The organism is Vibrio sp. PNB23_22_6 (assembly GCF_052877535.1).
Genome location: NZ_JBNFXP010000015.1, coordinates 49,005 through 64,198, shown reverse-complemented (window position 1 = coordinate 64,198; position 15,194 = coordinate 49,005). Strand labels below are relative to the sequence as shown.

At 44.3% G+C, this 15,194-nt stretch carries 12 protein-coding genes; 7 read left to right on the top strand and 5 right to left on the bottom strand.

Translation table 11 applies throughout. The features are described from left to right. Positions 1-25 precede the first annotated feature (25 nt). On the top strand, positions 26-559 hold the full coding sequence (gene fldA, locus ACVA54_RS12910; protein WP_099079323.1) for a flavodoxin FldA: 534 nt from the start codon (positions 26-28) through the stop codon (positions 557-559). Between the two features lie 52 nt (positions 560-611). On the opposite strand, the gene ACVA54_RS12905 is transcribed toward fldA, so the two are convergent. Then, a complete protein-coding gene (locus ACVA54_RS12905) occupies positions 612-1,115 on the bottom strand; it encodes a DUF4442 domain-containing protein (RefSeq protein ID WP_099079322.1) in 504 nt (167 codons plus the stop codon). A 199-nt stretch (positions 1,116-1,314) separates the two neighbouring features. Between ACVA54_RS12905 and fcrX the strand changes: the two genes are divergently transcribed. After that, positions 1,315-1,764 carry a ferric iron uptake transcriptional regulator FcrX gene (gene fcrX / locus ACVA54_RS12900; RefSeq protein ID WP_099079321.1) on the top strand — a complete coding sequence of 150 codons (450 nt, stop codon included), beginning with the start codon at positions 1,315-1,317 and terminating at the stop codon, positions 1,762-1,764. A gap of 122 nt (positions 1,765-1,886) precedes the next feature. Here fcrX and glnS read toward each other — a convergent pair whose 3' ends face one another. Together glnS and nagE are read right to left on the bottom strand one after the other, a co-directional pair. Then, the gene (glnS, locus tag ACVA54_RS12895; protein ID WP_099079320.1) at positions 1,887-3,557 is read right to left on the bottom strand and encodes a glutamine--tRNA ligase; all 1,671 of its coding nucleotides are present in this window, start codon (positions 3,555-3,557) and stop codon (positions 1,887-1,889) included. A gap of 235 nt (positions 3,558-3,792) precedes the next feature. Next, positions 3,793-5,370: an N-acetylglucosamine-specific PTS transporter subunit IIBC gene (gene nagE / locus ACVA54_RS12890; protein ID WP_099079319.1), complete on the bottom strand. Its 1,578-nt coding sequence runs from the start codon at positions 5,368-5,370 to the stop codon at positions 3,793-3,795. A 489-nt stretch (positions 5,371-5,859) separates the two neighbouring features. Between nagE and nagA the strand changes: the two genes are divergently transcribed. From nagA to asnB, 4 genes are all read left to right on the top strand, one after another. Further along, a complete protein-coding gene (gene nagA, locus ACVA54_RS12885; RefSeq protein WP_099079318.1) occupies positions 5,860-6,996 on the top strand; it encodes an N-acetylglucosamine-6-phosphate deacetylase in 1,137 nt (378 codons plus the stop codon). Positions 6,997-6,998: 2 nt separating this feature from the next. Continuing rightward, positions 6,999-8,213 carry a DNA-binding transcriptional regulator NagC gene (gene nagC, locus ACVA54_RS12880; protein ID WP_099079317.1) on the top strand — a complete coding sequence of 405 codons (1,215 nt, stop codon included), beginning with the start codon at positions 6,999-7,001 and terminating at the stop codon, positions 8,211-8,213. A gap of 81 nt (positions 8,214-8,294) precedes the next feature. Beyond that, positions 8,295-9,884 carry a cation:proton antiporter family protein gene (locus ACVA54_RS12875; RefSeq protein ID WP_099079316.1) on the top strand — a complete coding sequence of 530 codons (1,590 nt, stop codon included), beginning with the start codon at positions 8,295-8,297 and terminating at the stop codon, positions 9,882-9,884. 229 nt (positions 9,885-10,113) lie between these two features. Further along, a complete protein-coding gene (gene asnB / locus ACVA54_RS12870) occupies positions 10,114-11,778 on the top strand; it encodes an asparagine synthase B (RefSeq protein ID WP_119463677.1) in 1,665 nt (554 codons plus the stop codon). 111 nt (positions 11,779-11,889) lie between these two features. Here the strand turns inward: asnB and rfaH are convergent, their stop codons facing one another. Beyond that, on the bottom strand, positions 11,890-12,390 hold the full coding sequence (rfaH, locus tag ACVA54_RS12865) for a transcription/translation regulatory transformer protein RfaH (protein WP_099079314.1): 501 nt from the start codon (positions 12,388-12,390) through the stop codon (positions 11,890-11,892). Between the two features lie 333 nt (positions 12,391-12,723). Between rfaH and ACVA54_RS12860 the strand changes: the two genes are divergently transcribed. Next, positions 12,724-14,112 carry a peptide MFS transporter gene (locus ACVA54_RS12860; protein WP_119463678.1) on the top strand — a complete coding sequence of 463 codons (1,389 nt, stop codon included), beginning with the start codon at positions 12,724-12,726 and terminating at the stop codon, positions 14,110-14,112. A gap of 61 nt (positions 14,113-14,173) precedes the next feature. On the opposite strand, the gene hemH is transcribed toward ACVA54_RS12860, so the two are convergent. Beyond that, entirely contained in the window at positions 14,174-15,136 is a 963-nt protein-coding gene (gene hemH, locus ACVA54_RS12855; RefSeq protein WP_119463679.1) for a ferrochelatase, read from the bottom strand. Between the last annotated feature and the right edge of the window lie 58 nt (positions 15,137-15,194).

Below are 15,194 nucleotides of genomic sequence, written 5' to 3'. Positions count from 1 at the left end.
TAAACAATGTAAAGGTATAGATTCTATGGCAAGTGTAGGTATCTTCTTCGGTAGCGACACAGGTAATACTGAAGCCGTTGCAAAGATGATTCAAAAACAACTAGGCAAGCAACTAGTTCACGTTCAAGACATCGCAAAAAGCAGCAAAGAAGACATTGATAATTTCGATCTTCTTCTTCTTGGTATCCCTACGTGGTACTACGGCGAAGCACAGTGTGATTGGGATGATTTCTTCCCAGAGCTTGAGCAAATTGACTTCTCAACGAAGCTAGTGGCTATCTTTGGCTGTGGCGACCAAGAAGACTACGCAGAATACTTCTGTGATGCGATGGGCACTGTACGTGACATCGTTGAGTCTAAAGGTGGTACTATTCTAGGTTACACTTCAACAGAAGGTTACGAGTTCGAAGCATCGAAAGCACTGGTTGAAGGCGATGACAGCCAATTCGTTGGTCTATGTATCGACGAAGATCGTCAACCAGAATTAACTGAAGAGCGCGTTGCAAACTGGGTTAAGCAAATCCACGAAGAGATGTGCCTAGCCGAGCTTGAAGGCTAATTAAAGCATTATAGAAAAGACCTCCATCAGGAGGTCTTTTTTTATCTGAATGCTATGAAGCTTCGGAGGCAATCTCTTCTTCCCGATATTGAGGTTTTTTCCGTACATATAGCTTCCGCTGTACTTGCGATACCACATTACCGTCCTTATCTTTAACGTGTGTAATGAACTCTGGAAAACATTTCTCTCCGTTACGGGTGACCTGATAGATCTCTTCTAGCATACCGTCTGTTACTTCAAATTCGGCAAACAAATCACTTTGTCCCGGCTTGATAAAATTGATGCTTGCTTCTTTATCCCAAACATAATATTCCTCACGCAAAATCCCCATAAGCATCAGTGAGTAAATAGGATCGGTGAGTGAAAAAATGCTGCCACCATATTGGGTGCGATTCGCATTTTTATTCCACCAGCAGAGCTTCAAACGGACCTTTACCGTTCGAAAATCATCAGAAATATGTAAGATTTTGATACCAGCCCCCCAAAATGGCGGCCAAATATTGAGCGAAAATTTCACTATCCCTGGTTTATATATCTTAGCAAGTCGCTTATTCATAACTATCCATAGTCTTTGCAGTTCAATGTTATTAATATGTAACTGGTCTGATCTGTAATATAATAGAGCCGTTTCCAATTTACAAAAAGAATCTATTAACCCTTTGAAGTTCGTGGTTTAATGTTCAGTATGCTTCGCCTATAATGGTAGACATATTAAATTCTGTTAAATCGCTGCAGATGATCCAACGGGAAAGTATATGTCAGACAATAATCAGGCGCTGAAGGATGCGGGTTTAAAAGTAACCCTTCCAAGGCTAAAAATTTTAGAAGTACTTCAGCAGCCAGACTGCCAGCACATTAGTGCTGAAGATTTGTACAAAAAGTTGATTGATCTAGGTGAAGAAATAGGTCTTGCAACGGTTTACCGTGTACTCAACCAGTTTGATGATGCTGGCATTGTAACTCGACACCATTTTGAAGGTGGAAAATCAGTGTTTGAATTATCAACTCAGCACCACCATGACCATCTAGTTTGTTTAGACTGTGGCGAAGTTATTGAGTTTTCAGACGAAATAATTGAACAACGTCAGCGTGAAATTGCGGCTAAGTACAATGTCACGCTTACTAACCATAGCTTATACCTATACGGTAAATGTGGTGACGGGACTTGTAAAGATAACCCTGACGCACATAAACCAGCACAGTAATTCTGTATTCAGTTTTGCTCAGTAATGCACTTTAACGTCAGCCCAGGCTGGCGTTTTTATTTGCCCGAAACAAAAAAACGCCAGCTTTTCAGCTGGCGTTTTTTATTCGCAGTTAATTGAGATTATTGATTCTCAATTTTTGCCCAAGTGTCACGCAGACCAACCGTACGGTTGAATACTAGCTTCTCTGCTGAAGAATCTTTCGAATCTGCACAGAAATAACCCATACGTTCGAACTGGAAGCCCTGCTCTGCTTCTGCAGCCGCTAGGCTTGGCTCAACAAAACCGTTTAGAACCACTAGTGATTCTGGGTTAATTGTTGCCGCGAAGTCATTCGCTGCAGCCGGGTTTGGTACCGTGAACAAACGATCGTACAAACGGATTTCTGCAGGCAATGCTTTATCCGCAGATACCCAGTGGATAACACCCTTCACTTTACGACCATCAGCTGGGTTCTTACCTAGCGTATCGACATCGTAAGTACAGAAGATAGTTGTGATGTTACCTTCCGCATCTTTCTCAACGCGTTCTGCTTTGATTACGTAAGCGCCACGCAGGCGAACTTCTTTACCTAGAACCAGACGCTTGTACTTCTTGTTGCCTTCCTCACGGAAGTCTTCACGCTCAATCCATACTTCGCGAGTAAATGGTACTTCACGCTCACCCATTTCAGGTTTGTTTGGATGATTTGCAAGCGTTAGTGTTTCAACAGCGCCTTGTTCGTAGTTCTCAATAACAATCTTAACTGGATCTAGAACAGCCATCGCACGCGGTGCATTTTCGTTTAGATCATCACGAATACAAGATTCTAGAGAACCGAATTCGATCATGTTCTCTTGCTTTGTTACACCGATACGCTTACAGAATTCACGGATTGATGCTGGCGTGAAACCACGGCGACGGAGACCTGATACTGTTGGCATGCGCGGGTCATCCCAACCATCAACCAATTTTTCAGTCACAAGCTGGTTTAGCTTACGCTTAGACATCACCGTGTACTCAAGATTCAGGCGGCTGAATTCGTACTGGTGTGGACGGCAATCAATCGTGATATTTTCCAGAACCCAATCGTAAAGACGACGGTTGTCCATAAATTCTAACGTACAGATAGAATGCGTAATGCCTTCTAGCGCATCAGAAATACAGTGTGTAAAGTCGTACATTGGGTAAATGCACCACTTGTCACCAGTCTGATGGTGAGTAGCAAAACGTACACGGTAAATCACTGGATCACGCATAACCATGAATGAAGAACCCATGTCGATCTTCGCGCGTAGACATGCTTTACCTTCTTCGAATTCACCCGCACGCATTTTTTCAAATAACGCTAGGTTTTCTTCAATAGGACGATCACGATAAGGGCTTGGTTTACCTGGCGCAGTTAGTGTGCCGCGGTATTCACGGATCTGCTCTGGACTTAGCTCATCTACATACGCTAAGCCTTTGTTAATCAATTCAATTGCATATTCGTAAAGCTTATCGAAGTAGTTTGATGAGTAACATACTTCACCATCCCACTCGAAGCCCAACCAGTTTACATCTTTCTTGATAGACTCAACGTATTCGATGTCTTCTTTTTCAGGGTTTGTATCGTCGAAACGTAAGTTACATTGACCCTGGTAGTCCTGAGCAATACCGAAGTTCAAACAGATAGACTTAGCATGACCGATGTGCAAGTAGCCATTTGGCTCTGGCGGGAATCGAGTATGCACGCTAGTGTGTTTACCATCCGCTAGATCTTTATCAATGATCTGGCGAATAAAGTTTGATGGACGAGCATCAGCTTCACTCATCTATAGCACCTCAAAAATATTAGTATTGTCAGAGAAAACAGTACTCCGCAACCAAGGTTGGTTTTGCAGAGTGCATTATTCCTAATGATCCACAATTCTTAGCGATTAGACAACAAGAACCGTCGTTAAAAAAGCAATATTTCGCTACTTCGCTTGAAAGCGGTGTAGATTCAATCCCCTCAAAACAAAAAAAGACCTCCCGAAGGAGGTCTTAATAGAGAGTCTTAAGATGTAATTACGGAAGTTTTACATCTGATAGGTCTTCACCTGAACCGATTGCTTTCATTTCACCAGCAACGATTTCTGCAAGAGGACCAAGGATAACTTGAAGGTTATTTTCACCCAGTTTCACAACACCTTTCGCACCTAGTTTCTTAAGTACTGCTTCATCAGCGATAGAGCGATCTTTAAGAGTTAGACGTAGACGAGTGATACATGCGTCGATAGACGTTAGGTTGTCGTGACCACCTAATGCTTTTAGGTATTGACGAGCTAGGTCACCTTTTTTCGCTTCACCTGCTGGTGCTGCTGCAGGCGTGTCTTCGTCGTCATCTTCACGACCAGGCGATTTTAGGTTGAACGCGCGGATTGCGAAGCTAAATGTGAAGAAGTATAGGGCACCAAAACCTAGGCCGATAGCAAGCAGTACTAGAGGCTTAGTTGCTAGACCGTAGTTCAATACGAAGTCGATAAGACCTGCAGAGAAACCAAAGCCGTGTAGCGTACCAAACATGTTTGCAATTACTAGAGACAAGCCTGTGAACACCGCGTGCATTGCATATAGTGCAGGTGCTAGGAATACGAACATGAACTCTAGAGGCTCAGTAATACCTGTTAGGAATGAACAGAATGCTACTGAGAATAGCGCGCCACCAACTTGGCTGCGTTTCTCAACTGGTGCAGCGAGGTACATAGCAAGTGCTGCACCCGGTAGACCGAACATCATTACAGGGAAGAAACCGTTCATGAATACACCAGCGCTCTTATCGCCGCCAAAGAAGCGGTGTAGGTCACCAGATTTAACGGTTTCAGTTACTTCTTTAACTGTTGCAGTGATTTCTGGAGTGACAGAGTTTGCGAATTCAAATGTGTGAGCTTGACCAACAACTAGAGTCTTAGCTAGAGAAGGGTCAACACAAAGCTGTTGTAGTGCAGGAAGTGCTTGACCAGCTGCTGTTGCGCCAGAAACTATAACTTCTTGACACGTACCCATACCGAACCAGAAATACGAGTTTAATACGTGGTGTAGACCTACAGGGATAAGCGCACGGTTAAGTGTACCGTATACAAACTGACCGATAGCGCCAGACGTTGATACCGCGTGTGCTAGAGCGTCAAGACCAGCTTGAATTGATGGCCAAACAACACCAGCGATTGCACCTGCTACTAGCGCGAAAAGACCCGCCATGATAGGTACTAGACGTTTGCCAGAGAAGAATGCCAACCACTCAGGAAGACGCGTCGCATGGAAAGCGTTGTAAGAGTGACCAGCGATAATACCAGCAATGATACCACCAAAGAATGACATATTTACGTCAGCATTGATTGTTGTTGCTGTTGCTGTAATTACAAAGTAAGCCACGGCACCAGCTAGACCAGCAGCACCTTGACCATCTTTAGAAAGACCGATCGCAATACCTAGACCAAAGAGAAGTGGAAGTTGACCGAAGATCGCACCACCCGCTTGAGCCATAAATGGAATATCTAAAAGGTCGCCTTGACCCAAACGTAGTAAAAGCGCTGCAACTGGAAGCGTTGCGATAGGAAGCATAAGTGCTTTACCTAACTTCTGCGCGTACCCAAGAATATTCACCTTAAGTTCCCCCTATAGGATTTTATGTTTTGTTGAAGACTTATTTCAGTCGTTCAATTTAGTTCGCACCAGTTTATGATATTAATTTTGCTCCGCAAATTAAAACCTCATTGTTTGTGATCACAATCACCAGAAATCGCCCAATAGAAAGGTTTTTGCTAGCGAGATCATAAAACTTATTTTATTATACGAAAAAATGGCGTTTTAACGATAAAATTCTCGCACTATATGCAAGAAAGAATCAGTGTTATTTTAGTCTCTCAACAGGCTAATCGCAGTAGCTTTGCTCTGAAAAATAATAACAACAAGCAATTAATTCAATATTTTTCAAATGGTTACAATGACAATAACATTAATAAAACGCGACTTGCTGTATGTGACCTGTTATCTAAATCAGTGATACAAACTAAGTAATCCATAGGATTCACTCGCACATCATCTAGATAACAAGGCAGAAATTGAATTCTAATTTATAAGGACTCGCTGAATATGTACGCGCTAAGTAACTGTAAAATCTATACCGGTAGTGACGTTCTCACCCACCATGCGGTTATCATTGAAAACGATCAGATACACTCGGTAGTGCCTGTGACTCAATTACCAGAGACTATTGAAGTTAGAGATTTAAACGGTGCAAACCTAAGCCCAGGCTTCATAGACCTTCAGTTAAATGGCTGTGGTGGCGTAATGCTTAACGACGAAATCACACCAGAAACCATGCAGATTATGCATAACGCGAACTTAAAGTCTGGCTGTACGAGCTTTCTGCCTACCCTTATCACTTCATCTGACGAAGACATGCGTGCTTCAATCGCAGCAGCTCGCGAATACCACAACCAATATAAAAACCAATCACTAGGCCTACATTTAGAAGGCCCTTACCTTAACGTTGCCAAAAAAGGCATCCACAGCGTTGATTTCATTCGCCCATCAGATGACGGCATGATTGATCTTATCTGTGAAAACGCAGACATCGTTGCAAAAGTAACATTGGCACCAGAACAAAACGATCCTGAGCACATCTCACGTTTGAAAGCGGCTGGCATCGTGGTATCTATCGGCCACACGAATGCAACCTATGCTGAAGCGCGTGAAGGCTTTGAAGCAGGCATTACCTTTGCTACACACCTGTTTAATGCGATGACACCAATGGTGGGTCGTGAACCTGGTGTTGTGGGCGCTATTTACGATACGCCTGAAGTTTACGCAGGCATCATTGCAGACGGTTTCCATGTTGATTACGCGAACATCCGTATTGCGCATAAAATCAAAGGTGAAAAGCTTGTTTTGGTGACCGATGCCACAGCTCCAGCAGGTGCCGACATGGATCACTTTATTTTTGTTGGTAAGAAAGTATATTACCGAGATGGTAAGTGTGTTGATGAAAACGGCACACTAGGCGGCTCAGCTCTGACAATGATTGAAGCAGTTCAGAACACCGTTGAGCACGCGGGCATCGCTTTAGACGAAGCTCTACGAATGGCTACGCTTTATCCAGCTACCGCTATCGGTGTTGAGGAGCGTCTTGGCCGAATTCGAAAAGGTATGGTGGCAAACCTAACTATTTTCGATCGTGACTTCAATGTAAAAGCGACGGTTGTTAACGGACAATACGAGCAAAATTAAGCATGAATGGCGGACAGATTGGTAATGTAGATTTAGTAAAGCAGTTGAACAGTGCTGCTGTTTATAGGTTGATCGACCAACAAGGTCCTATCTCCCGCATACAGGTAGCCGATGTAAGTCAGCTTGCTCCAGCAAGTGTTACCAAAATAACCCGTCAACTTTTAGAGCACGGCCTAATTAAAGAGGTCGCGCAACAAGCTTCTACTGGTGGTCGCCGAGCTATCTCGTTGACCACTGAAGTGAAGCCATTCCACTCTATCGCCATTCGATTGGGCCGTGACTATGTTCAGTTCTGTTTATACGATCTGGGCGGAACGGCTTTAGTTACCGATCAGCACGAACTTCATTACTCAAATCAAGCTGACTTGATTACAGGGTTAATTGAGTTATTGAAAGGTTTTCGTGATCGTTGCCAAGATAAGATTGATCAGCTCATTGCAATTGGTATTACCCTTCCTGGTTTGGTTAACCCAACCACAGGGGTTGTCGAGTATATGCCAAACACTGATATCGATAACCTCGCGCTTGGGGAGATCATTAGTGAAAAGTTTAATACTGCCTGCTTTGTCGGTAATGATGTTCGCAGCATGGCATTAGCCGAGCACTACTTTGGTGCAAGTCAAGACTGCCAAGACTCTATTCTAGTTAGTGTTCACCGAGGTACGGGAGCGGGTATCATTGTAAAGGGAGAGGTATTCCTTGGTTTTAATCGCAACGTGGGTGAAATCGGCCATATTCAAATCGACCCTTTAGGCGAACAATGTCAATGTGGCAACTTTGGTTGCTTGGAAACGGTGGCTGCAAACCCTGCCATCGTAAAACGAGTCAGACAATTGATCGCGCAAGGCTACGAGTCCAGCCTCACTCAGCTGGAACACATCACTATCGAAGATGTTTGTAGTCACGCCATTAGCGGGGATGAATTGGCAAAACAAAGCTTGGTACGTGTGGGTAACCAGCTAGGTAAAGCCATCGCAATTACAGTTAACTTGTTTAACCCACAAAAGATTGTCATTGCGGGTGATATCACTGCGGCCGAAGAAATTGTTTTCCCAGCGATTCGACGTAATGTAGAAAACCAATCTTTAAAAACATTCCACAACGAACTCCCTATCGTCGCATCACATATTGATAAGCAACCAACCATGGGTGCATTTGCAATGATTAAACGTGCCATGTTAAACGGTGTTTTGTTACAAAAGTTACTAGAAGACTAAGTTTATACATCCAATTAAGTTACAATCTCGGGCTGTGATTTCACAGCCCGTTTTTGTATATCAGGAATATAGCTCAACAGTATGGAAATTATTCTAATTACAACGGCTTTTATAGCTGGTTTTATTGCGCTCAAGTGCAACCTCCCACCTCTGGTTGGCTTTCTGCTTGCGGGCTTTGGCTTGCATGCTTTTGGTTATCAGAGCAATGAGGTCATCATCACCCTCGCCGATCTCGGTGTGACGCTTCTACTTTTCACTATCGGTTTAAAGCTTGATGTCAAAACCCTACTTTCCAAAGAGATCTGGGGTGGCGCGACCGTGCACAATATTATTTCCACTCTGTTCTTTGCGCTGGTTCTTATCGGATTAAAGCTGCTTGGCCTGTCCTCGTTAACGGACATGGACAGCACGCAAATATTGCTCTTAGCGTTCGCCCTCTCATTCTCTAGTACCGTTTTTGCTGTTAAGACTCTGCAAGAAAAGGGGGAAATAAATGCCACTTACGGCACTCTGGCTATCGGTATTCTTGTTATGCAAGATATCTTTGCCGTGGTGTTCTTGACCGCATCAACAGGGAAAATCCCTGAATGGTATGCCATTGGCCTGTTTGCCCTGCCGCTACTTCGTCCACTGTTCTACAAAGTGTTAGACAAAGTCGGCCACGGTGAAATGCTGGTGCTATTTGGCATCTTTTTCGCACTCGTTGTCGGCGCAGGCTTATTTGAATTGGTTGGTATGAAGCCAGATCTCGGCGCGCTGATCCTTGGCATGCTACTCGCCGGCCACCGCAAAGCGTCAGAGCTTTCCAAAGCCCTATTTAACATGAAGGAACTGTTTTTAGTCTGTTTCTTCCTAAACATTGGCCTATCCGCATCACTGAGCTTTAACGGTGTAGGCCTCGCGCTGCTCTTTATTCTGTTACTACCAATCAAAGGGGTGCTTTACTTCCTAACCATCAACTACTTTAAGTTCCGTGTTCGTACCTCTTTACTTACATCACTTTCACTGTTCAATTACAGTGAATTTGGCCTGATTGTGGGTGGCCTTGCGTATAATATGGGATGGATGCCAAGCGATATACTAGCCGCGATTGCGGTCGCCGTTTCTATCTCATTCATCATTTCTGCGCCACTAAACAGACTTGGTCATCAAATTTACCAACACTCGGGTAAGTGGCTACAAGAAACGGCGGCAGAGAAGCTGAACCAACGTGACCAACTCATCAATCCAGGGCATGCGCAAATATTGATTTTAGGTATGGGTCGAATTGGTACAGGTGCTTATGATGAACTTCGCGCTCGCTATGGCAAGATCTCTCTTGGTGTCGAAGTTCGTGAAGACGCTGCCCATAAACACCGATCTGAAGGCCGTAATGTGATTTCCGGCGATGCGACTGACCCGGATTTTTGGGAACGTATCTTAGATACCGCGAACGTGAAGATGGTTCTTCTGGCGATGCCACACCATCAAGGAAACCAAACCGCACTTGAGCAATTACAAAGCCGAAACTACAAAGGCCAAATTGCTGCAATTGCCGAATATCCCGATCAGCTAGAAGGCTTACTAGAAAGTGGAGTCGATGCAGCATTTAACATCTACAGTGAAGCTGGTAGTGGCTTTGCTCGTCATGTTTGCGATCAACTTCAACCTCAATTTACCCCTATCAAATAAGCATCAAAAACCCTATTTTTATTGAGCCCTCTGCGAATAAGAGGGCTTTTTTGTACACTATTTCAACCAAACCTTAATCACATTCACCAAAAACTAGATTTTGTTAAATATTTTCCAACCAACAAGCCTTTTTATGATTTTTTTATTCATGAAACGTTGCTTTTTTTACTCAGAATGGCAAATTGGAGTCATACCGATTAAAAATTGTCTAGTTTAAAAAGGATGTTGTATGTGTTCAGTATTTGGCATTTTAGACATTAAAAGTGATGCTGCTTCATTGCGCCCTATCGCATTAGAGATGTCGAAAAAACTTCGCCACCGTGGCCCTGACTGGTCTGGTATTTACTCTTCAGAACGCGCTATTTTAGCGCACGAGCGCTTAGCCATCGTTGGCCTAAATAGCGGTGCTCAGCCACTATACAGCCCAGATAAAAAACTCATCCTTGCTGTAAACGGTGAAATCTACAACCACAAAGAGATCCGTGCGCGTTACGAAGGCAAATACGAATTTCAGACGGACTCTGATTGTGAAGTGATTCTCGCGCTTTACCAAGACAAAGGCGCAGACCTTCTTGAAGAACTCAACGGTATTTTCGCATTCGTCCTATACGACGAAGAAAAAGATGAGTACCTAATAGGTCGTGACCACATCGGTATCATTCCGCTTTACCAAGGTTACGACGAACACGGCAACTACTATGTCGCATCTGAAATGAAAGCACTTGTATCGGTATGTAAAACCGTCAGTGAATTCCCTCCTGGTTGCCATTACGCTAGTGCCGATTCAGAGCCACAACGTTACTACATCCGAGACTGGAACGAATACGCGGCCGTGCAAGGTAACTCAACCAGTAAGGAAGAGTTAACCGAAGCGCTGGAAGCCGCAGTAAAACGTCAGCTAATGACAGACGTTCCTTATGGTGTACTTCTTTCTGGCGGTCTGGACTCGTCGATCACTTCGGCAGTAGCAAAACGATTCGCCGCGATGCGCATTGAAGATGATGAGAAATCTGAAGCGTGGTGGCCACAACTGCACTCTTTTGCTGTTGGTCTAGAAGGTGCGCCCGATTTGAAAGCGGCCCGCGAAGTCGCAGAGCAAATTGGCACCGTCCATCACGAGATGACTTACACCATCCAAGAAGGCTTAGACGCAATTCGTGACGTGATTTACCACATTGAAACTTACGATGTCACAACAATTCGCGCATCAACACCAATGTTCTTAATGGGACGTAAGATTAAAGCGATGGGCATTAAGATGGTACTTTCTGGCGAAGGCGCGGATGAGATATTCGGCGGTTACCTTTACTTCCACAAAGCACCGAACGCACAAGAGTTCCATGAGGAAACCGTACGTAAACTGCTTGCTCTAAATATGTTTGATTGTGCACGAGCAAACAAATCGCTGGCAGCTTGGGGGGTAGAAGGCCGTGTGCCTTTCCTAGACAAAGAGTTCATCGACGTGGCAATGCGTTTGAATCCAGCAGACAAAATGTGCGGCAACGGTAAAATGGAAAAACATATTCTTCGTGAGTGTTTTGAGCATTACCTACCGGAGTCGATTGCATGGCGCCAAAAAGAGCAGTTCTCTGATGGTGTTGGCTACAGCTGGATCGATACGCTAAAAGAAGTCGCGGAACAGAAAGTGACCGAACAGCAAATGGAGACCGCTCAATACCGCTTCCCGTACAACACACCAACCACAAAAGAAGGTTATGTGTATCGTGAGATCTTTGAAGAGCTCTTCCCCTTACCTTCAGCTGCAGAATGTGTCCCTGGTGGCCCTTCTGTCGCATGTTCATCTGCGAAAGCGATCGAGTGGGATGAATCTTTCCAAAACTGCGTAGACCCATCAGGGCGTGCGGTACAAACCGTTCACAACGACGCTTACTAAGTCATTTTCATGACATAACGATTGGACTGGCTCCACCAGCCCTTTCAGACAAATAAATTCACTACGATCAAAAAGAGGTGCTTTCGCACCTCTTTTTGATTTGAATTCGTGTTACTTCAGATCCAAGTCACTGTTGTTTAAGCTAACTGGCACGTGCTTAGTGATCATCTGCACCAACAGAATAGAACGCTTCTCTCCATCTTGCTCTTGGTAGATAGCGTCAATACCGGCAAACTGCCCACTTTTGACTCTAATTTGGTCACCAGGTTGCGGCATACACTCCGAGTTTATATCTTCTACGGTGCATTGCTCTAACTGCTTAAGTTCGAAGATTAAATCTCCTTCGATTTCTTTTGGTTGAGCTCCAAAACGGACGAAGTCTACCACTCCACGAGTAGAGCGAATCGACGTAAAGCTCGGCCCTTGCTCATAGTCAAATCGAGCAAATACATAACATGGAAATAACGGTTCTTCGACTTTTTGTCGTTTACTACGCAAGATCTTTTCAACCTCAACAGTAGGGTAGAAACATTCCACACCTTGATTCTCTAAGTGTTGCTTCGCCCTTACTTGCTCTCCACGCTTGCAATAAAGTAGATACCAACGTTTCATTTCATGACTAGCCAATTATGTATTTTTTATCATCCTAGCATTAAGCCAATATTGAGTCATGGACATTCAAGCAATCTATGTGCATATGGCTAAATCTTCGCCATGATACTTTTTTATTTTCAGACACTTAACGGGCAAGTCCATAGACAAAAATGGAAAGTAAGTTTGTAACACATCAAATACACCGACAAATATTCCACAATATCACCACAAAACAGCAACATAATAAAGTTATTGAATCGTCACGTGAAATTTTATTGTTTGTCACCGCCTAAATAGCCATGTATACGTAGACTCCGTTAAAAAATGTAATAACGACTATTAGAAGAGCTTATGTCAAACCAACATCAATACTTTGGTCACCCACGTGGCTTGTTCTTATTGTTCGGAACTGAACTATGGGAACGCTTTTCTTACTACGCAATGCGCGCCATTCTAGTACTTTACCTGACTGACGCAACCATGAACGGTGGTCTTGGCTGGTCGACTAAAGATGCTCTAGATCTTTACGGCATCTATACTGGGCTTGTCTACATCACTCCTCTTATTGGTGGTTACCTTGCGGATAACTACTTAGGTCAACGCCGTTCTATCCTGATTGGTGGTGCGCTGATGGCGATAGGCCAGTTCACACTAGCAATGCCAGCAGACATTCTTGGCCTTAGTTCTCTACATACCTTTTACCTAGGCCTTGCTTTACTTATCTGCGGTAACGGTCTATTCAAGCCAAATATCTCGACCATGGTTGGTGATCTATACAACGAAGGTGATAACCGTCGTGATGGTGCTTTCACTATTTTCTACATGGGTATCAACATCGGCGCACTGCTCGCAGGTGTGATTTCAGGTTCAGTCACCAATGAGTTCGGTTGGAAAGCCGGCTTCGTAGCCGCTGGCATTGGTATGCTTATCAGCCTTGTAATGCAAATGACATTTGCTCAATCTTGGCTTGGTGATATTGGCCGTGAACCTGCTGCGAAGCGTGACCTAGCACTCAAGAAGTCAGCAAAAAAAGAGCCTCTGACCAAAGAAGAAGCGGATCGTATCAAAGTAATTCTTGTGATGAGCATGTTTACCATCGTCTTTTGGGCAGGCTTTGAGCAAGCAGGCGGTCTAATGAACATTTACACGCAGCAATACACCGATCGTATGATTGGTGGCTTCGAAGTACCTGCAGCATGGTTCCAATCACTAAACCCATTTTTCATCATCACACTAGCGCCGGTATTAGCTGTACTTTGGGTGAAACTAGGTAAGCGAGAGCCAAACTCACCGGTAAAATTTGCTTTGGCGATGTTCTTCCTCGCGCTTGGCTTCCTATGTATGGTTGGTGCGGTCATTGAACAAGGTGGCGACACTGCAGTGAAAACATCAATGCTATGGCTAGTAGGTGCATTCTTCTTCCATACGCTGGGTGAACTATGTCTATCTCCTATCGGTCTATCGCTAGTCACCAAGCTAGCTCCGCTACGTCTTGCTTCACTTATGATGGGAGCATGGTTTGGCTGTAACGCAATTGCAAACTATGTTGCTGGTTACGTGGGTTCTCACGTAGGTGAGCTCGGTGCTCTAGCAATCTTCAGCGGTATTGCAGTCACAGCAACGATCTCTGGTGTGATTCTACTACTGTTCTCTAACACGCTAGTACGCTGGATGCACGGTGCAGAAAAGACGAACAGCACAATAGAACAGATTGAAGAACAACAAACACAAGTTGCTTAATATAAAGTGTAAATAACAACAAAGGGTCGCAAGTGCGACCCTTTTTGTATTCAAAAAGAATTTAAAGCTTGGCTCGAACTAGCTCGGCCATCATCTCGATGTGTAAGTCGTTGTCATTTAAACAAGGAATATAGCTAAAGCTCTCGCCGCCCGCTTCTAGATAAATCTCATGACACTCTTCAGAAATCTCCTCAAGCGTTTCTAAACAATCGGCAGAGAACGCTGGTGTAATGACATTCAGCTTTTTCTTACCTTGGCTTGGTAGTACTTCCAACGTTTTGTCTGTATAAGGTTGTAGCCACTCTTCACGGCCAAAGCGTGACTGATATGTCATGCCGATTTGCTCTTCATTCAAACCCAGCGCTTCCCCCAACAAACGCGTCGTCGTTTCACAGTGTTGAGGGTAGATATCGCCATTATCGGCGTAGCGCTTTGGAATACCGTGGTAAGAACACAGCAGATAATCGCCACGGCCATGCTCAGCCCAATGGTCACGCACCGATTGAGCCAATGCCGCGATGTATTTGGGATGGTTGTGGTAATCACGAATAAAGCTGAACTCTGGCATTACTGGCATCTTTTTGAATGCCTTCGTCATGCCGTCAGAGACTGCGGCTGTCGTTGTGCCCGAGTACTGTGGGTAAAGAGGTAATACAATCACTTCCTCTACACCTTGAGCTTGCAGCGCTTCAAAGCCCGACAGCAAACTTGGGTTGCCGTAAGTCATACCAAGCTCAACTGGCATCTCTAATGCTGATCGCAGCTTCTCTGCTTGTCGTTTTGAGTACACCATTAAAGGCGATCCCTCTTCCATCCAGACGGATTGATAAAGCTTGGCTACTTTTGGTGAACGAATTGGCAAGATGACACCGTGAAGAATCGGACACCACAGCCACCTTGTCATGTCGACAACGCGGTGATCATGGAGGAACTGGCTTAAAAAGCGTTTTACCGCAGTCGTAGTTGGCTCGTCAGGCGTACCTAAGTTCACCAACAACACGCCCTGTTTATTATTGTTTTTCATAACATCCTATTCATGGTAAACGACTTTGCTTGTACGGTGAAATACACGAAATCGTTCA